The organism is Streptomyces sp. CWNU-52B, from assembly GCF_047444975.1.
Taxonomy (GTDB): Bacteria; Actinomycetota; Actinomycetes; order Streptomycetales; family Streptomycetaceae; genus Streptomyces.
The window spans coordinates 529,142-546,216 of record NZ_JBLFJV010000019.1 but is presented as its reverse complement, the minus strand read 5'-3'; the positions used below and the strand labels follow the sequence as shown (position 1 = coordinate 546,216).

Here is a 17,075-nt window from a genome sequence, read left to right as displayed (position 1 = left end):
CACCGAAATCCAGGAGTGGGTCATGGAAGCCTTCCGCGAAGCCGAGAGCCTCGTGGAGGGCGAGCCCGCCGCAGAGGCCGCATTTACAGGTTGGAGCTGATCACGCCGCCGGCGCTGAGCACGATGGAGCTGCCGTTGGCGTCGAGGCCGACGTCCTGCTGGTCCGTCTCCAGTGTGGCCTCCACGTCGCCCTCGTTGCCGAGGATCTCCGCGCGGTACCGGAGCTCGCCGAGCTTGGTGACCTTGGCCGTCCAGCCGCCCTCGAGCTTGAAGGTGCCCGGCCCCTGGTGGCCGCCGCCCATCCAGGAACGGACCTCGCCGCCCAGCGTGACCACCACGAACATGTCGTTGGCGTCGAGGCCGGCGTCGTGCTCGTCCGTCTCCAGCGTGGCCAGGACCGAACCGCGGGCGACGATGTCGACGCGGTAGTGCTGCTCGCCGAGCTCGTAGATCTCGGCCTTGCTGACGCCGTCCGCCAGGTCCTCGGTCCGGTCCGGGACCGCCGAATTGCTTCCGCCGGCCGGCTCGGTGGCGCTCTTCGCTGCGGGCGAATCGGTCTCGGTCTTGTCCGCCTCGCTCTTGTCCGCGCTGGTCTTGGTGCCGTTGTGCGAACCGCCGTTGCCGGTGGAGCCGGAGGAGGAGCTGGAGTTCTTCTTCTCGGAGCCGGTGTCGTCGCTGCCTCCGCTCTGGCAGGCGGTCAGCGAGAGAGCCGCAGCGGCGGCGACGGCCACCAGAACGGCGGAACGGGCGGTACGAGCGTTACGGGCGGTACGGCGAGTGGTCATGGTGGGGTCCTCCGTGGGGTGTGAGGATGACCGGCGTCCGCGCCTGCTTCCGCAGGGCGACCGATCGGATCCGCTGTTCGTTACACCCTGTGAGAGGGCACCCGGGCAGAAGTTGTTCACCGAGGTCCTGTCCGCACTTGGTAACAACGGAACCGGGCCCACCGCTCCGGCCCGATTCAGCTCTGGCGCGCTTCAGCTCTGGCTGGGGCTCGCCTCCGCCACCCCCTTCGGGAACGTCACCTCCACGCGGCGGTTCTTGCGGCGGCCCTGTTCCGAGGTGTTGTCGGCGATCGGGTAGTCCTCGCTGTAGCCACGCACCTCGAAGGTGACCTCCGTCCCGCCGAGGCCCGCGGCGAGTTGCTCGTGGACGGCTTCCGCGCGCCCCTTGGAGAGGGTGACGCCGTGGGCGTACGAGCCGAGGTTGTCCGTGAAGCCGAAGACGCGGACGGTCGTGGCCTTCTGCGACTTGATCTCGGCGGCGATCGTCGCGATGCGGGCGCGGGCCTCCGGGTTGAGCCTGGAACTGTTCTTCGGGAAGAGGACCTCCGCCTGGAGGGCGAACGTCACGTCCTCGTTCGTGTCCTCGCGGCGTTCCTCACCGCCGAGGTCCTCGACGACCGACTTGATGTCGAGCACCCGCGCACCCGCGAGCGTCGCCCCGTCGGCGAGCTTGAGCCCCGGGCTGTTCGCGTCGACCTCGGGGGGCGGTGACGTACTGACGCTGCCCGGCGGGGCGCTCGGGTCCTCGTCGTCCGCGTGGGCCGCGGTCAGCGGCGTCATGAAGACGAGCGTGGTGAGGGCGGTGAGGGTGATGGACACGGTGCGCAGGGTGGGGGGCATGGTCACTCGCCCTCTGAGATCTCTACGGAGGCGGGGGGCATCGAGCCGACCTGGAAGGAGACCTTGGTGGTGTCCTCGGGTGGGGCGGGGAACTGGGCGAACCACTCCTTGGTCGCGCCCGAACTGACGCCACCGGTGAACCTGGTGCAGAGGCAGCGCCCCTCCGTGTCACGCAGCACGAGGTATTTCTTCTTGCCGGTCTGATCGACCAGGCTGGCACCCGCGATGGACCCGCCGTTCCCGGCCAGCTCCCGCTCGTCACCTCGCCAGTCCGCGGCCACCCAGGCCTGGCCGCTGCCGTTGGTCACCGTCCCCTCGACGGTGACGAAACCGCCCTCGTCCCGGTGGGCCGACGTGATGGCCAACGTCAGTCCGTCGCTCTTCACTTCGGCGAGGATCTCCTGGGCGGAGGGCGACTGGGAGTCCTGCTTGTCGTCGCCCCCATCGCTCTTCCCCGGTGCGGAGGACGACGTGTTCTTGTCCGAACCCTCGTCGTCTCCACCGCCCCCGCAGCCGGCCACCGTGAGGACCAGCCCCGTCGTGATCGCCACCGCGGTCAGTGCCCTGCGGCCCCACATGGTGTGCCGAATGTCCATTGGAACAGCTTCCTTTCACTCGGCCAGATGCACAGAGAACAGCACGGACGCGTCGGGAAGGTCGTCCAAATCGAAATCTTCGGGGTCGATGTCCACGGGTTCACCGTCACAGTCCAGTGTGACGGGGTCCCCGGGATCGGCGTCGAGGTCGAAGTCGCACCGCGGTGCGATGACGGCGGTGGCGTCCGCCGTGGCATGTTTCGTCTCCGTGCCCGGAATGATCGAGTCGCCCACCGTGAAGTTGGTCCTGACGGCCACCTTGAATCCGGGCAGGGGGCCGACAGCGGTCGGCTGGGCCCCGCCCTGCACGGTCGAGTCGTTCTCGGCGGCCAGTTGCTGAGCCGCGGCCGTGGCTCCGGCGCCGGTGATCAGGTCGCCGAAGGTGTCGCCGTCGAGCCAGTCCAGCCAGTCGTCCCCGCCGATGGCGCCACCCAGGCCCTCCACCAGCTCGTCCCTGGCGTCCTGCGCGGCCGCCAACGCGGCGGCGTCCGCCGCGGACTGAGCTCCGTTACGGGCGGACGCCGCCTGGGCGAACGCGAAGAACGCGAACGCGGCGAAGAGCAGGATCGCCGTCAGCCAGATGTAGATCGGAAGCGTCGATCCACGGTCCGCGTGCCTGCGTACGTGGGTCAGCCGCCGATGACCTGATTGACCGCGTTCAGGATCGCGCCGGAGATCAGTCCGTCGAGGCCGAGGCCGTCGATCAGCGTGAAGATCCCGGCGATCAAAATCATCAGCCCCGCATACTCCACGAAGCCCGCCCCCTGATCCCGGTCCCGGCCCCGCATGCGGCCGGACACGGTCCGGGCCCACGCCCCGAAGGCCCGCTCCACGCCCACCGTTGCCCTCAGCGTCCAGTCCTTCGCCACCATGGCCCCTCCTCTCCCACCCAAAACCACTACCTTCCCGCGCACCGTACGTGAGAATCCGCCTACGGCGTGTGGGTCCAGGGGCCCAACTTCCCGTGGTCGGAGTCACCTGTTCCACCCCCCGTGGGCCGTGCCCAGCCAGTGGGCGATCGCTTCGCTGCGGGAAGAACTGTGCAGCTTCGCGAAGATGCGGTTGATGTGATTCTTGACCGTCTTCTCGCTGATGAAGCACGTGGCGGCGATCTGCTGGTTGCTCATGCCGGCCGCGATGAGATCCATGACCTCCACCTCCCGTGAACTCAGCCCGAATTCGGGACGATCGTGAGCGCGGCGGTGGAGCCGTGCCGCGTAGGCGGGGCGAGCCTTTGACGACTGTGCCACAACTGATTGCAGCTGCGAAGAGTTTTGGTTCGGTTCGTACGAAACACCGAGCGAATCCGAGACACCGACGGCCGAGGAAGTGAAGACGGCCCGCCCGTCGCTCAAGTCCCGCACCGCGGTGACCAGTTCGTCCGCGGTGAACTCACCGTGCACCAGATAACCCACGGCACCCAGGTGCAACGCCCGTGCCACCACCTCGCGCTCACGGCTGTACGTCAGCATCATCACCGGAGCCAGCCGGGCGAGAGCCGGAAGCGCGGTCAGGCCGTCCGTGCCCGGCATGCGTACGTCGAGCAGGATCACGTCAGGGCGGTGACAGGTCGCTATCGCAATCGCCTCCGCTCCGTCGGACGCCTGGGCCGTGACCCGGATGCCCGGGTGGGCGTTCAGCAGGGCCGCGAGACCGGCCCGGACGACCGGGTTGTCGTCGGCCACGAGCACACGCAGGGGCCGGCCGGGAAGTGCCCGTTCAGGCATGTGCGGCCTCCTCTTGGGGAGTGTGTGAGGGGCGTGCGGACAGCGAGGAGGAGGGCAGGGAGCGGAGCGGGAGCGTCGTCGTGACCTCCGTGCCCCCGTGCTCGGCTCCTCGCAGGTGGAGCACCGCGCCCATGGACGCCGCGCGCTCCAGCATTCCCAGCAGACCGAAGTGGCCGGTTCTCGCCAGGACATGTACGTCGTCGAGGGACACGGCCGCACCGGTGCCGTCGTCCCGCACCGTCAGGCGCAGCAGCGAGTGCGAGGCGTCCAGAGTCACGTCCACCCGGGTCGCGCCCGCGTGCCGGTGGGCGTTCTCCAGGGCCTCCGAGACGATCGCCAGGAGCTGGCGGGGCGCGTCGCCGGGGAGCACCGGATCCGCGGCGCCCTCGTGGGCGAACGTCGCCCTCAGCCCCGTACGGGACTCGAAGTCGGCCACTCTGGAGGCCAGTTCCGTCACCAGGTCCATGGGCGGGCTCGCCAGGGCGGTGTGGGCCCGCAGGTCCGTCAGCAGTTCCCGGGACTCCGCCGCCGCCCGCCGCGCCGCGCCCGCCACCGCCGTCGCCTGGGACCTGAGGGCACGCGGGTCGGGGTCGTGGTCGGCCGCCACCGCCAGGGCCTCGGCGGAGAGCGCGAGGCCGTGCAGGGTCTTGGCCACCGAGTCGTGCATCTCCCGGGCCAGCCGGGCCCGTTCCGACTCGACGGCCTCCGCGACGGCCAGGCGGGAGTTCGCCTCCGCGAGCGCCAGGCCGGCCGCGCCGAAGTGGAACATCAGATTGCGCAGGGTGACGCCGATGATGCCCGCCGCGACGCAGAAGCCCGCGACCAGGAGGGTGCTCGCGCCGGCGCCGGGGCGCTGTTCCCACGCCCTGAACACCGTCAGCAGGACCACCAGTTGGAGTCCCGTGAAGACCCCGGAGCCGCGCCAGCCGTACAGCAGGCCCGCCAGGAGGGGGGTGCAGACCGCGGCGTACGCGAGCGGGGAGACGGGGGACGCCGTCAGCAGCAGTATCGCGCCGAAGACCAGGTCCACCGCCAGGAGCGTGGGGTGCGCCAGGAGCTTCGGCGCGCATCTGTCCCAGTCCCTGAGCATGGCGTACGAGCCCATCACGCCCAGGACCGCGGCGGCGAGGACGCCGTAGCGGGGCAGGCCGTCCGCCGCGTTGGCCGTCGCGAAGGGGGCGCCGATCGCGATCAGGGTGAGCCTGACCGCGAAGGCCTGGCGGCAGAGGGCCTGGAGGGCGTTGAGCTGGAGGCGGACGCTGGGCGCTGCCGCGTCGTCCGCGAAGTAGCCGGTGGGCCCGGTGGGATGGCCGCCGGCGCGGGCGCGGGTTCTGAACCTGCGGGTCCGTAGCGCCTGAAGGAGTTCCTGACGGGGCTCCTGACGGGGCTCCTGACGGGGCCCTCCAAGGGGGCGCGTCGCCCACCGCCGGTGCCAGCCGGGCGTCATCTCAGCGTCCCAGGATCGAGCCGAAGTTCGTGCCCGAGCCCAGGAACATTCCGGTGGCGATGAGGATCATCGTGGCCGGGAGCATGAAGACCAGGGTGACCAGCGTCGCCTTGGGGATCGTCTTCGCGGCCCGGCGGCGGGAGTTCTGGGCGTCGGTGCGCCGCATGTCCGTGGCGAGCTGGATGAGCGTCTCGGCGATCGGGGAGCCCAGCTCCTCGCCCTGCTGGAGCGCCGAGACGAACTGCGCGACCTGCTCGGAGGAGTTGCGCCTGCGCAGTTCGTCGAAGGCCTGACGGCGGCTGACGCCCATGTCCATCTGGCGCAGCGTGATGCGCAGTTCGTCCGCCCACGGGCCCTCGTAGTGGTCGGCGACGCGTTCCAGGGCCTGGCGGAAGCCGAGACCCGCCGACACCACGACCGCCAGGACGTCCAGGAAGTCGGGGAGGGTGCGGTCGATGACGTCCTTGCGGTCGCGGATCGCCTGCCAGATGAGGGCGTCGGCGGCCAGCAGGCCGAACGCGAGGGCCATCAGGGCGAAGAGGAGCTGCCCGTTCGTGAGGAAGATCAGGAAGAGCAGCACGCCGAAGACGCCGTACACCGCCCTGCGGGCCGCGTAGCGGTTCAGGGTCAGGCCGCCGGGGTTGCCCGCCATGTCTATGCGGCGGCGCTTGGCGTCCACGCGGCGGGGGCCCATCATGCGCAGCACGAGCGGGGCGAAGCGCATGCCGAGGCGGTCGACCGCCGAGTCCGCCTTCGAGACGCGGGTCCCGCCGACCTCCAGCGCCAGGGCCAGGTCGCCGGGGAGCTTGGCCTCCGCGCGGTACATGCGGACGCCGAGGAGGATGCCTCCGACGGCGAGGCCCATCAGCGCGGCGAGCAGCAGAGCGAGCATCGTGATCCCCTCCTCATGTCCTCATGTCCTCATGTCCTCAGGCCCTCGTGTCTTCATGCCTCGTGTCCGGATGCGCTCATACTTCGATCTTGCCCAGGCGGCGGATGGCGAAGAACCCGACCGTGTAGAGCCCCATGGAGATGAGTACCAGGGTCTGGCCCAGCGGGGAGCCGGTCACCTTGGCCAGGGCGCCCTCGTTCGAGGAGTTGATGAGCAGGAGCGAGCCCAGGCCGAGGAGCGGGACCGTGAAGGCCGTCGCGTTCACCTCGGAGAGCATCGTGCGCACCTCACGGCGGGTCTCCTTGCGGTCCTCCAGGGTCTGGGTGAGGTTCCGCAGGGAGTTGACGACCGAGCCGCCCGCCTTGTTGGCGAGGACCAGCGTGGTGACGAGGACGACCAGTTCCCGGGACGGGAGGCGTTCGGCCAGTTCGCCGAGCGCGTCGTCGACCGAGCGGCCCAGGGTCAGCTGGTCCGCCACCCGGGCCAGTTCCTCACCCGCCGGGGCCTCCAGCTCCTCCGCCGCCATCGCCAGGGCCGTCCGCAGGGCGAGTCCGGCCGCCGCCGCGTTGGCCAGCAGGCGTGCCACGTCGGGGAGCTGGTTGATGAAGCCCTCGATGCGTTTCTGACGTTGCCAGTTGAGGAAGACCGCGGCGCTCCAGACGCCGACCACGCCCGCGATGGGGCCGAAGAACGGAGCCAGCACGGAGGCCGCGATCAGCCAGAGCGCGACGACCACGGCGGCCACGTACGTGAAGAACTCACCCGCGGTCACGTCGAGTCCCGTTGCCGACAGGCGCAGTTGGATGGTGCGGCCCAGGCGGGTGCGGCGCAGGCGGCGGTCGACGGCGGCGAAGCGGCGGGCGCGGCCCGCGGCGGTGCGCAGGGGGCCGCCGCCGGAGAGCCGGTCGACGAGGGCCTGGCGCTGGGCGCGGCCGGACGCGTACGTGTGGACGCCCGCGACGGCGAGCGTGCCGCACAGGATCGTGGCGCCGAGGGCGAGCAGGGCCGGGTCGTTCACGGCTCGCTCCTCTCTTCTTCTCGCGTGGGGGTCGTCTCTTCTCGCGTGGGGGTCATCCGATGGCCTGCCGGGTGTTGCGGACGTCGATGGCCTCCACCACGCCGAAGGCGGGCGGCAGCGGCTCGCCCGCCACGTACAGCTTCTCCACGACCGAGCGGGGCAGCGGGAGGTGTTCGAAGTGGCCGTGGACGACCCGGTCGGGGCCGGCCGGGCGGGCGACGAACCGGGTGGCGGGCACGATGCGGAACTGTTCGCGGCCGTGCGAGACCAGGAGCGCGATCTCGGTGACCTTGCGGGAGCCGTCCGCGTGCCGGGTCAACTGGACGACCACGTCCACCGCGGAGTTGATCTGGTCCTTGAGCGCCTCGAAGGGGATCTGCACCTCGGACATCGAGCCGAGGGTCTGGAGCCGCATCAGGGCGTCCTCGGCGGAGTTCGAGTGGACGGTCGCGAGTGAGCCGTCGTGGCCCGTCGACATGGCCTGGAGCATGTCGAGGGTCTCGCCGCCGCGGACCTCACCGACGATGATGCGGTCGGGGCGCATGCGCAGGGAGTTGCGGACCAGGTCGCGGATGGTGATCTGGCCCTTGCCCTCCACGTTCGGCGGGCGGGACTCCAGGCGGATCACGTGCTCCTGCTGGAGCTGGAGCTCCGCGGAGTCCTCGATGGTGATGATGCGCTCGTGGGACGGGACGAGCCCGGAGAGCGCGTTGAGGAGGGTCGTCTTCCCTGAGCCCGTACCGCCGCTGACGATGACGTTGAAGCGGGCGCGCACGAACGCGGCGAGCAGCATCAGCATCTGCTCGTCCAGCGAGCCCAGCCCGATGAGTTCGGGGAGGGTGTACGCGCGGGGGAAGCGGCGGATCGTGAGGGTGGGCCCGGTGAGGGCGAGCGGCGGGATGATGACGTTGACGCGCTCCCCGGTGGGGAGGCGGGCGTCGACCATCGGGTTCGACTCGTCCACGCGGCGGTTGACGGTGGAGACGATGCGCTCGATGGTCTGCATCAGCTGTTCGTTCGAGGCGAAGCGCAGGGGGAGCTGCTCCACGCGTCCGGCGCGCTCCACGAAGATGGAGTCCGGGCCGTTGACCATGATCTCGGTGATCGACGCGTCGGCGAGGAGGGGCTCCAGGACGCCGAGGCCCAGGGCCTCGTCGACGACCCGGCGGATCAGCTGGGCGCGCTCGGTGGTCGAGAGGACGGGGCCCTCGCGGCTGATGATGTGCCCGAGCACACGCTCCAGGCGCAGGCGCCGCTCGGCCGCCGCGAGGCTCGACATCTCCGCGAGGTCGATCTCCTCGAGGAGCTTGGCGCGGTAGACGGCGACGAGGTGTCCGTCCTCGCGACCGGCTCCGCCCTCCTCGGGTGTGGCGATACGGGCTCGCAGGCTCATGGGGTCGCCTCCTCTCGGTCTCTCGGTGTCTCGGTGAGTCAGTCGTCGGTGGGCATCGTGGCGTGGCGTTCCACGGTCACGGTCGGCAGGAGGGGGATCACGGCGGGCACCTTGAGCGTGACCGTCGCGGTGGTGAGGTCACCGGTGCCCTCGGGGGCCGACACCGACGGATGGAGCCACCCGCTCACCGAGGCCACCCCCGCCGCCGTGCCGTCGTCGCCCTGCGAGGCGGCCCGTGCCGCGGCCCGCGCCGCCGAACCGGCCTGGTTGATGCCGTAGCCGATCAGGCCGAGCTGGATGGCGGCCATCCCGATGACGAGGAGGATGGGCAGGAATCCGGCGAACTCCAGCATGGAGACACCCCGGTCGTCCCGCAGACGACGTAAGAACAGACGCCGTAAGTGGTGTCGGCGGCGTGAGAGCCGCAGGCCGTGCTTCATCCGTCGTCCCCCTCCAGTGCCGCTCCCGCCTCGCCCTGGACCTTCCAGCCCGCGTCGAAGCCCGGGAAGAAGAGAGGCACCTCCGCCTTGACGGTGGCCTTCATGACCGAACCGTCCGACGCGCAGGAGATCTGCGCGCCGTCCCAGGCACCCGGGAGGTTCTTGCCGCCGGCGGTGGCGCAGGCGCCCTGGACGTCCCCGTCGACCGCGTACGCCGCCGTCGCCGCCCGCGCCGCCTCGTCCGCCGCGTTCCCGGCGACGGAGTAGGTGTAGCCGTACAGCACGCACTGCCACAGGATCGTCATCACGACCAGCAGGATCGGGAACATCCCGGCGAATTCGAGGGTGACCGCGCCCCGGTCGCCGCCCTTGCGGCGCAGCGAGAGGGCTCCCTTGTCCGAGGCGGCCCTGCGGCGCCGTCCGCCGCCACCGCCGCCGGTGGGCTGTTCGGCCACCAGGCCCAGTTCGCCGGCGAGGGCCCACAGCGCCTGCTTGACCGTGGAGCGGGCGTCCAGGTCCTGCATACGGCCCGCGTCCACGACGGACTGGAGTTCCTTGAAGGCCGCCGGGATCGTGGAGCGGGTGACCTTGGTGCCGGTGACGCGTTCGACCAGGGAGGGCTGGATCTCCGTACCGCGGGCGAAGCGGTTGACGACCGTGCGGGTCTCCTCGGCCTTGCGGATCTGGAGGCGGTCCCACATGCGGACCATGCGCTTGGCCGCGCGCACGGCGACGACGTCGGGGGTGACCAGGAGCAGTGCCTGGTCGGCGAGTTCGACGGCGGCGGCGTTCGCGGCGTTGAGCTGGGCGCCGCAGTCGACGACCACGAGGTCGTAGCGGGAGCGCAGGGCGGCCAGCACCTGCCGGGCCACCCGGTCGGTGATCTCCTCGCCGCGCTCCCCCTCGGCGGGGGCGAGGAGCAGGCCGAGGCCGGTGTCGTGGGCGTAGACCGCGTCCTGGAGCACCCGCGGGCTGATGTCGCTGATCGCGGCGAGGTCGGCGATGGAGCGGCGGAACTGCACGTCCAGGTAGGAGGCGACGTCGCCGGACTGGAGGTCCAGGTCGAGCAGGGCCACGGAGCGGCCGGAGGCCTGTGCGGCCAGGGCGAGCTGGACGGCCGTGACCGTCGCGCCGACGCCGCCCTTCGCGCCGGTCACCGTGACGATCGTGCCGCCGGGGCCCGCGTACAGCTCGGGGGTGCCGTTGCCCAGGTGGCGGCGCATGCCGGTGGACCAGGCCGCGGCCGCGGTCACGCGTTCGGCGAGGGCGTCGTAGCCCAGCGGCAGGCCGACGATGCCGCGGGCGCCGCTGTCCATCGCGGCGGTCAGTACGCCCGTGCTGGTGTCGGCGGTGATGAGGACGACGCCGACGGCCGGGAAGCGCAGCACGAGGTCGCGGATGACGTCGAGGGCGGGGACCGGGCCGATCCGCTCGTGGACCAGGACGACTTCGGGCAGTTCGTCCAGGGACTCCGCGGCCAGCCGGGCCAGGGTGTCCAGGAGGGCCGTGGTGTCGGCGACCGGCGGGGCGGGGTCGGTGTCGGCGAGCTGGCTCAGGAGGGTGCCGAGCGCGCGGGCCGAGTCGATGTCGCCGACGGCGGGCAGGATGCGGATGGTCATCGGCCCGACCTCGCACGGGTCGACGGGGACCACTGGGACGACTTCGCGGGGGCTGAGCGCATCACGGCCTCCTACTTGTCCTCGTCGAGGGTGTACGTGCGGTCGCCGGGGGCGACGGCGGCGTCGGCGCCGCCCGCGACCAGGGCGAGGCGGACGTGCTCCGCGAACGACTCGGCGTACGCGACGCGCTGGGCGTCGGCGGTGTCGAGGGCGAACGTGATGGGGACGGCCTCGTTCGCGGTACGGCGGCGGTCGTTGCTGTCCTGGCCGGGGTCGAGCGCTGTCAGCTTGCCGACGTCGATGACGCGGGCGTTCTGCACGATGACCTTCGACTGGTCCTTGCCGTTGTCGGTGTCGTCCTTGAACGTGGCGTAGATGTTGACCCGCGAACCAGGGTTGATCTTGCCGGCCACACCGGTCGCCGCGTCGATCATGATCGCGATCTCCTGCTGGCCCGCCCGCAGCGCGGGCCGGTCGACGATCATGTCCGTCTGGAGGAGCGAGCCCTTCCGCAGCTGGGTGACGGCGATCTTGCCGCGGAGCTGGGAGAGGCTGGTGACCGCGGTGGACGAGAGCCATCGCTCGGGCATCGAGACCTTCTCGAACTGGTCGGCCGACAGCGCCTTGTAGGGGGCGATGTCGTCCTTCAGGCGGTACGCCGCGACCTCGGGCCCGACCTTCGAGTTCACGTCACGGATCACCGACAGCACTCCGGCGAAGGCGCCCACGGCGCACAGGACCGAGAGGACCAGCAGGATGACGCCGCGGCGCTGGCGCGAGTTCACTACATCTCACCTCGTGGGGACTTACCGGGTACTTGAGCTGGCCTGCCGTGCTGAGTGTGCGCGTGTGCCGGGTGTGCTGCGCGTGCTGTGCCGTACCGGGTGTGCGATACCGGCCTGTATTCACCGTTATTCATGTGTACGTGCCTGACCCGCGTGACTCACATGGCCCCTCGGGGCAGGGCGCGTACCGAAGAGACTGCCCTCACGGCGGCCTTCGGAAGCTCCCTCGACGAGGGTGGCGGCAGCGGCGCCGCGCAGAAACCGCAGCGGTCGCCGATGAGTTCCAGTCCGCACCAGTGACACTCGTCGCGCCGTACGGACGACACCAGTTGGTACAGCACGGACACGTCGTACAGGCCCGCGGCGAACTCGGCGACCTTGCCCGTGCCCCACCAGCGGGCCGACTCGGCGGGCAGCGGCACGGTCACGGCGCCCTGGACCCGCCAGGCCGGCGCGAGCGTGCCGGTGAGCCAGTCGGCGGGCAGTTGACCGGGCGCGACGAGCATCCGCGTCCCGAACTCGGGCCCGGTCAGCTCCTCCTGGCCGACGCGCACCAACTGGGGCCGCGGCGTGGCCAGTACGGCGAACTGCGCGCTCGGCACCCAGGACTTGGCGTGCGAGGTGAGCGACACCGGAACCCGGTCGAGCTTGGCGACCGAGTTCAGCAGGGCGCCCGAGTAGATGTAGTGGGCGAGCAGCCGCGCGGAGGAGGCGAGCACCCCGGGGCTGAAGTCGCAGACGGAGAGCTGGCGCAGCTGCTGGGCGAGCAGGGCGAGCCCCAGCGGCGGCAGGTCGAGACCGAGCAGCGCGATGCGGTCGCTCTCCAGGACGGAGCGCACGGCGTGCAGCCGCCGGGTGACGGCGTCCGAGGTGGAGGTCGGGTACAGCACGATCACATAACCGTGCTGCTCGATGAGCGCGTACATCCCCGCGATGGAGCCTTCGAGGCTTTCGAGGGGCTGGACGACGGCGGGCGGGGTCTGCCGGTCGAGCGGCGGGAGCACCAGGTCGGAACTGGTGACGGCTATCGCGGTCGGCACGCTGCACACCACCCCGTTCACCGGGACGGGGTGGTCGACCACCGTCCCAGATCGCCCCTGAGTCGCCATGAATTGCACACGGTCGGACACAGATTGCCACTGTGGCGTCCTTCCGCACCTGCACCTTATCCACGGCATGCCCCACTCAACACCGGATCCCTGAGATCAACTCACCCAACGTACGACGTGATCCACACAGAGTGAGCCGCGTGTCCGGCAAATCCGGGGCCCGGCAGGGGTGTTGAGCCCTTCAGAGGTCTTGACAACCGGATTGGTCTGGACCAGCTTGGGTAGTCAACGGTGGCCACCGTGCTCGCTCCCCCACAACTCCGCCCCCACACCCCCACCGGAGGCCCCAGTGGACCGTGTACCAGGCATGCCCAGGCGCAGACGGACCTGGGCAGGCGCCCTCGCCGCCGTGCTCGCCGCGTCCGCCCTCTCCCTGGCCGGCGCCGGCCAGGCCGCGGCCGCCGACGTCAACAACACCAAGAACGCCGGCTACGAGTCGGGGATCTCCGACTGGACCTGTTCGGCGGGCAGCGGCTCCGCCGTCTCCTCCCCCGTGCACGGCGGCACGTCCGCCCTGAAGGCCACGCCCGCCGGGCAGGACAACGCCCGGTGCAGCCAGACCGTGGCGGTGAAGGCCAACTCCACCTACACGCTGAGCGCGTGGGTGCAGGGCGGTTACGCGTACCTCGGCGCGAGCGGCACGGGGACGACGGACGTGTCGACCTGGACCCCCGACTCGTCCTCCTGGAAGCAGCTGACGACGTCCTTCACCACGGGCGCGAACACCACGTCCGTCACCGTCTACACCCACGGCTGGTACGGGCAGGCGGCCTACTTCGCCGACGACGTGTCCGTGTTCGGGCCCGACGGGGGCGGGGGCGGCGACCCCGACCCGGTGGTCCCCTCGACGCCCGCGGGACTGAACGTGGCCTCCACGACGTCCTCCGCCGTCTCCCTCGCCTGGAGCCCGGTGTCGGGCGCGAGCGGCTACACCATCTACCGCGGCGGTACGAAGGTCCTGGCGGTGACCGGCACCTCGGCGACCGTCACCGGCCTGGCCGCGTCCACCTCGTACTCCTTCCAGGTCACCGCGACGAACACGGCCGGTGAGTCGGCGAAGTCGACGGCGGTCACCGGGACGACCACGGAGTCCTCCGACAGCGGCAGCGCCCTGCCCAAGCACGCGGTGACCGGCTACTGGCAGAACTTCGACAACGGCGCGGCCGTCCAGAAGATCTCCGACGTCCAGTCCCAGTACGACATCATCGCGGTGGCCTTCGCGGACGCCACGACGACGCCCGGCGCGGTGACCTTCAACCTCGACTCGGCGGGTCTGGGCGGCTACACCGTCGACCAGTTCAAGGCGGACGTCCGGGCCAAGCAGGCGGCGGGCAAGAAGGTGATCGTCTCCATCGGCGGCGAGCGCGGCACGGTGGCGGTGAACGACGCCGCCTCGGCGTCGAACTTCGCGAACTCCGTCCACTCGCTGATGCAGACGTACGGGTTCGACGGCGTCGACATCGACCTGGAGAACGGCCTCAACGCCACCTACATGACGCAGGCCCTGCGGTCGCTGTCCTCGCTTGCGGGCTCCTCGCTGGTCATCACGATGGCACCGCAGACCATCGACATGCAGTCCACGTCGAACGGGTACTTCCAGACGGCCCTGAACATCAAGGACATCCTCACGGTCGTCAACATGCAGTACTACAACAGTGGTTCGATGCTCGGCTGCGACGGCAAGGTGTACTCGCAGGGCTCGGTGGACTTCCTGACGGCCCTGGCCTGCATCCAGCTGGAGGGCGGCCTGGCCCCGTCCCAGGTGGGCATCGGCGTCCCGGCGTCGACGCGGGGCGCGGGCAGCGGGTACGTCTCCCCGACGGTCGTGAACAACGCCCTGGACTGCCTGGCCAAGGGCACGAACTGCGGCTCCTTCAAGCCGTCCAGGACCTACCCGGACCTGCGCGGCGCGATGACCTGGTCGACGAACTGGGACGCCACGGCGGGCAACGCGTGGTCGAACGCGGTGGGACCGCACGTGCACGGGCTGTCCTGAGACACGGACTGTCGCTGTCGTAGGACACGGACACGGGTCGTCGTACGACGTCGGGGCCGGCCCAGGAAACTGGGCCGGCCCCGGTCGCGGTGGAGGGTGGGTCAGAAGAACTCCGACCAGGGCTGGTCCCAGATCTGCTTCACGCACAGGACGATGAAGAGCAGGCCCGCGACCGTCAGCATGCCGTTGCTCAGATAGCCGTTGCGCCACTCCCGCGGGGTGCGGGAGGAGTTGAGGAGCCAGACCAGGGTGAGGGCGAGGAAGGGCAGGAAGGCCGCGCCCAGGACCCCGTACAGGATGATCAGGCGGAAGGGCTCGCCCTGGAAGAGCAGGACGATGGGCGGGAAGGTCAGCCACAGGAGGTAGGCGCGGAAGGGCCAGGACTTCTCGTGGGTGCCCGACGCCACCGTCTCGCCCGAGGCCGGGTCCGCGTCACCCGGGCCCGACGCCGCGGCGGTCCTGTCCCTGCGGTAGCGCTCCACGAAGTCCGCGAACATCAGGCTCACGCCGTGCCAGACACCGATGAGCGAGGTGAACGACGTGGCGAAGAAGCCGATGAGGAAGAACTTGGCGGTCGCCGTGCCGTACTCGTCCGCCAGGATGTCGCCGAGCTGGATCAGGCCCTTGTCGCCGCTCGCGATGGCGATGCCGGAGGAGTGCAGGAGTTCCGCGCCGACGAAGAGCATCGCGACGACGAAGATGCCGGTGGTGATGTACGCGACGCGGTTGTCCAGCCGCATCACCTTCATCCAGCCGGTGTTCGTCCAGCCCTTCGCGTTGACCCAGTAGCCGTACGCGGCGAGCGTGATCGTGCCGCCCACGCCGCCGATCAGGCCGAGCGTGTTGAGGATCGAGTCCTTCTCGTCCGGGAGCACCGGGAGCAGGCCCGCGAACGCGTCGCCCAGGTTGGGGGTGACGCGGATCGCCAGGTAGACCGTGACGACGAACATGACGCCCACCAGGACGGTCATGACCTTCTCGAAGACCGCGTACTTGTTGAACCAGACGAAGACCAGACCGACCAGGCCGGTCAGCACGGCCCACCACTTGAGGTCCATGACGTCCGGGAACAGCGCCTGCAGGGGCAGGCCCGACGAGGACATGGCCGCCGCGCCGTAGACGAAGCCCCAGATGACGACGTACACGACGAAGAACCACGACGTCCAGCGGCCCAGGCTCGCCCAGCCGTCGAAGAGGGTACGGCCGGTGGACAGGTGCCAGCGGCCCGCCGCCTCGGCCAGCGAGATCTTGACGAGGCAGCCGATGACGGCGGCCCACAGGAGGGTGTAGCCGAAGTTCGAGCCCGCGATCAGGGTGGCGACGAGGTCGCCCGCGCCGACGCCGGTCGCGGCGACCACGATGCCGGGTCCGATGTACTTCCAGCTGGATTTACGGGGGCTCGCGGCCGGCCCGGTCGATGAGTCGCCCGCGCCGCCCTTGCTGCCCGTGTCTGCCGAGGTGTCCGCCATGCCGATCAAGAAAGCGTAAAGAGAACCCGGGCACAAGAGGGCGCGCGTCGATCGCCACTCGATGTGCACAGGCGTGGGTCGGCACATGCGCGCGGGCGTGGGTGGGCGCGGTTTCGGCTTGTTCTCGGTCTGTTGCCGGCTCCGGGGCCGCGTGGTGCGAGGTGTGTGGGGAACCGCGGGGCCGTGGTGGCTTGTCGCGCGGTTCCCCGCGGCCCTTACGGGGCGCTTGCCTCGGCTGCCTCGGCTGCCTCGCCGTCCTCGTCGTCCTCGAAGTAGGTGTCCAGGACCTCGTCCAGGCTCGTCTCCCACTCCTTGAAGCGTGACCTGGCCGTCGCCTCGATCTCCAGCGGGTACCAGCGGCGGTCGGGCGTGTGCACCGTGATGGTGAACCGCTTCCCGAAGCGCGGGGACTCCGTCTCGACGGCGCCGATCTCGTCCCAGCGGAACTCGGCCTCCTGGTCGTCCAGGGTCAGCCGGACGCCCGTGTGGTCGGCGACGATCTTCGCTCGGCGGTCGGAGGCCTCGAAGACCGGGCCGCCGTCGGGGGCCTCGTCCTCGGAGCCGGACTCGGAGCCGGCCTCGGTCGCGTCGTCCGGCTTGCCCTCCGGCTCGTCCTCCGGCTTGGCGTCGGTCTCGGACTCCGGCCGGTCGTCCGGCTCGGCGTCGGCCTCGGCCGTCGGTTCGGCTGCGGACTCGTCGTCCGCCGGTGCGGACGTCTTGTCCTCGGGTTCCTCCTCCGGGGCTTCGGCCTTCGACGCCGAGCCCTTGGAGACCGGCCGCTTCTCGGCGGTCTCCTCGGGCTCGGCGTCCTTCGGCTTCGCGGCGTCCGGCTCGGCGGGGCGCGGGCCCGTGATGCCGGGCACGAACGCCGGGTCGGCCGCGGCGCCTTGCAGGGGCTGGGTGTTGGGTCCTATGCGCTGCTCCACAGCGGGCAGTATGGTCGACGATCCTGTGCCAGG

17 protein-coding genes are annotated in these 17,075 nt (G+C 70.6%); 1 reads left to right on the top strand and 16 read right to left on the bottom strand.

Going from position 1 to position 17,075, the window contains the following annotated elements; translation table 11 throughout:
* Window positions 1–83: 83 nt before the first annotated feature.
* The 14 genes from ACLVWQ_RS20270 to ACLVWQ_RS20205 all read right to left on the bottom strand — a co-directional run bounded on the left by ACLVWQ_RS20270 (window position 84) and on the right by ACLVWQ_RS20205 (window position 12,594).
* Window positions 84–785 (bottom strand): hypothetical protein, encoded by a 702-nt coding sequence (locus tag ACLVWQ_RS20270; RefSeq protein ID WP_414110335.1) that lies wholly within the window; start codon window positions 783–785, stop codon window positions 84–86.
* 192 nt (window positions 786–977) lie between these two features.
* Entirely contained in the window at window positions 978–1,625 is a 648-nt protein-coding gene (locus ACLVWQ_RS20265) for an OmpA family protein (RefSeq protein ID WP_414110334.1), read from the bottom strand.
* Between the two features lie 2 nt (window positions 1,626–1,627).
* Window positions 1,628–2,221, bottom strand: coding sequence for a hypothetical protein (locus ACLVWQ_RS20260; RefSeq protein WP_414110333.1), 594 nt, complete (start codon window positions 2,219–2,221; stop codon window positions 1,628–1,630).
* 15 nt (window positions 2,222–2,236) lie between these two features.
* Complete coding sequence (locus ACLVWQ_RS20255) at window positions 2,237–2,854, bottom strand: pilus assembly protein TadG-related protein (protein ID WP_414110412.1); 618 nt, start codon at window positions 2,852–2,854, stop codon at window positions 2,237–2,239.
* Complete coding sequence (locus tag ACLVWQ_RS20250) at window positions 2,851–3,093, bottom strand: hypothetical protein (RefSeq protein WP_414110332.1); 243 nt, start codon at window positions 3,091–3,093, stop codon at window positions 2,851–2,853. The genes ACLVWQ_RS20255 and ACLVWQ_RS20250 overlap by 4 nt, the downstream gene beginning before the upstream one ends.
* A gap of 102 nt (window positions 3,094–3,195) precedes the next feature.
* Window positions 3,196–3,948, bottom strand: coding sequence for a response regulator (locus ACLVWQ_RS20245; protein ID WP_414110331.1), 753 nt, complete (start codon window positions 3,946–3,948; stop codon window positions 3,196–3,198).
* Window positions 3,941–5,395 (bottom strand): sensor histidine kinase, encoded by a 1,455-nt coding sequence (locus tag ACLVWQ_RS20240; RefSeq protein WP_414110330.1) that lies wholly within the window; start codon window positions 5,393–5,395, stop codon window positions 3,941–3,943. The genes ACLVWQ_RS20245 and ACLVWQ_RS20240 overlap by 8 nt, the downstream gene beginning before the upstream one ends.
* Window position 5,396: 1 nt before the next feature.
* Entirely contained in the window at window positions 5,397–6,287 is an 891-nt protein-coding gene (locus tag ACLVWQ_RS20235; protein WP_414110329.1) for a DUF5936 domain-containing protein, read from the bottom strand.
* Between the two features lie 76 nt (window positions 6,288–6,363).
* On the bottom strand, window positions 6,364–7,305 hold the full coding sequence (locus ACLVWQ_RS20230; RefSeq protein WP_414110328.1) for a type II secretion system F family protein: 942 nt from the start codon (window positions 7,303–7,305) through the stop codon (window positions 6,364–6,366).
* Between the two features lie 52 nt (window positions 7,306–7,357).
* Window positions 7,358–8,698, bottom strand: a complete 1,341-nt coding sequence (locus ACLVWQ_RS20225; RefSeq protein ID WP_414110326.1) for a CpaF family protein — start codon at window positions 8,696–8,698, stop codon at window positions 7,358–7,360.
* A 38-nt stretch (window positions 8,699–8,736) separates the two neighbouring features.
* The gene (locus ACLVWQ_RS20220) at window positions 8,737–9,051 is read right to left on the bottom strand and encodes a TadE/TadG family type IV pilus assembly protein (RefSeq protein ID WP_414110324.1); all 315 of its coding nucleotides are present in this window, start codon (window positions 9,049–9,051) and stop codon (window positions 8,737–8,739) included.
* Between the two features lie 83 nt (window positions 9,052–9,134).
* The gene (locus ACLVWQ_RS20215; RefSeq protein WP_414110322.1) at window positions 9,135–10,757 is read right to left on the bottom strand and encodes an AAA family ATPase; all 1,623 of its coding nucleotides are present in this window, start codon (window positions 10,755–10,757) and stop codon (window positions 9,135–9,137) included.
* 71 nt (window positions 10,758–10,828) lie between these two features.
* A complete protein-coding gene (gene cpaB, locus ACLVWQ_RS20210) occupies window positions 10,829–11,542 on the bottom strand; it encodes a Flp pilus assembly protein CpaB (protein WP_414110320.1) in 714 nt (237 codons plus the stop codon).
* 158 nt (window positions 11,543–11,700) lie between these two features.
* Window positions 11,701–12,594 (bottom strand): hypothetical protein, encoded by an 894-nt coding sequence (locus ACLVWQ_RS20205; RefSeq protein ID WP_414110411.1) that lies wholly within the window; start codon window positions 12,592–12,594, stop codon window positions 11,701–11,703.
* A gap of 364 nt (window positions 12,595–12,958) precedes the next feature.
* Here ACLVWQ_RS20205 and ACLVWQ_RS20200 point away from each other — a divergent pair, with 364 nt between their 5' ends.
* Window positions 12,959–14,647, top strand: coding sequence for a chitinase (locus ACLVWQ_RS20200; RefSeq protein WP_414110318.1), 1,689 nt, complete (start codon window positions 12,959–12,961; stop codon window positions 14,645–14,647).
* Between the two features lie 101 nt (window positions 14,648–14,748).
* Here the strand turns inward: ACLVWQ_RS20200 and ACLVWQ_RS20195 are convergent, their stop codons facing one another.
* Window positions 14,749–16,116 (bottom strand): Nramp family divalent metal transporter, encoded by a 1,368-nt coding sequence (locus ACLVWQ_RS20195; protein WP_414110317.1) that lies wholly within the window; start codon window positions 16,114–16,116, stop codon window positions 14,749–14,751.
* 215 nt (window positions 16,117–16,331) lie between these two features.
* The gene (locus ACLVWQ_RS20190; RefSeq protein ID WP_414110315.1) at window positions 16,332–17,042 is read right to left on the bottom strand and encodes a hypothetical protein; all 711 of its coding nucleotides are present in this window, start codon (window positions 17,040–17,042) and stop codon (window positions 16,332–16,334) included.
* Window positions 17,043–17,075: the final 33 nt, after the last annotated feature.

What these genes read in the sequence shown, in the direction of transcription:
- ACLVWQ_RS20270 (WP_414110335.1), bottom strand. Translation starts at nt 785, where the DNA reads ATGACCACTCGCCGTACCGCCCGTAACGCTCGTACCGCCCGTTCCGCC.
- ACLVWQ_RS20265 (WP_414110334.1), bottom strand. Translation starts at nt 1,625, where the DNA reads ATGCCCCCCACCCTGCGCACCGTGTCCATCACCCTCACCGCCCTCACC.
- ACLVWQ_RS20260 (WP_414110333.1), bottom strand. Translation starts at nt 2,221, where the DNA reads ATGGACATTCGGCACACCATGTGGGGCCGCAGGGCACTGACCGCGGTG.
- ACLVWQ_RS20250 (WP_414110332.1), bottom strand. Translation starts at nt 3,093, where the DNA reads ATGGTGGCGAAGGACTGGACGCTGAGGGCAACGGTGGGCGTGGAGCGG.
- ACLVWQ_RS20245 (WP_414110331.1), bottom strand. Translation starts at nt 3,948, where the DNA reads ATGCCTGAACGGGCACTTCCCGGCCGGCCCCTGCGTGTGCTCGTGGCC.
- ACLVWQ_RS20240 (WP_414110330.1), bottom strand. Translation starts at nt 5,395, where the DNA reads ATGACGCCCGGCTGGCACCGGCGGTGGGCGACGCGCCCCCTTGGAGGG.
- ACLVWQ_RS20235 (WP_414110329.1), bottom strand. Translation starts at nt 6,287, where the DNA reads ATGCTCGCTCTGCTGCTCGCCGCGCTGATGGGCCTCGCCGTCGGAGGC.
- ACLVWQ_RS20225 (WP_414110326.1), bottom strand. Translation starts at nt 8,698, where the DNA reads ATGAGCCTGCGAGCCCGTATCGCCACACCCGAGGAGGGCGGAGCCGGT.
- ACLVWQ_RS20220 (WP_414110324.1), bottom strand. Translation starts at nt 9,051, where the DNA reads ATGCTGGAGTTCGCCGGATTCCTGCCCATCCTCCTCGTCATCGGGATG.
- ACLVWQ_RS20215 (WP_414110322.1), bottom strand. Translation starts at nt 10,757, where the DNA reads ATGACCATCCGCATCCTGCCCGCCGTCGGCGACATCGACTCGGCCCGC.
- ACLVWQ_RS20200 (WP_414110318.1), top strand. Translation starts at nt 12,959, where the DNA reads ATGCCCAGGCGCAGACGGACCTGGGCAGGCGCCCTCGCCGCCGTGCTC.
- ACLVWQ_RS20195 (WP_414110317.1), bottom strand. Translation starts at nt 16,116, where the DNA reads ATGGCGGACACCTCGGCAGACACGGGCAGCAAGGGCGGCGCGGGCGAC.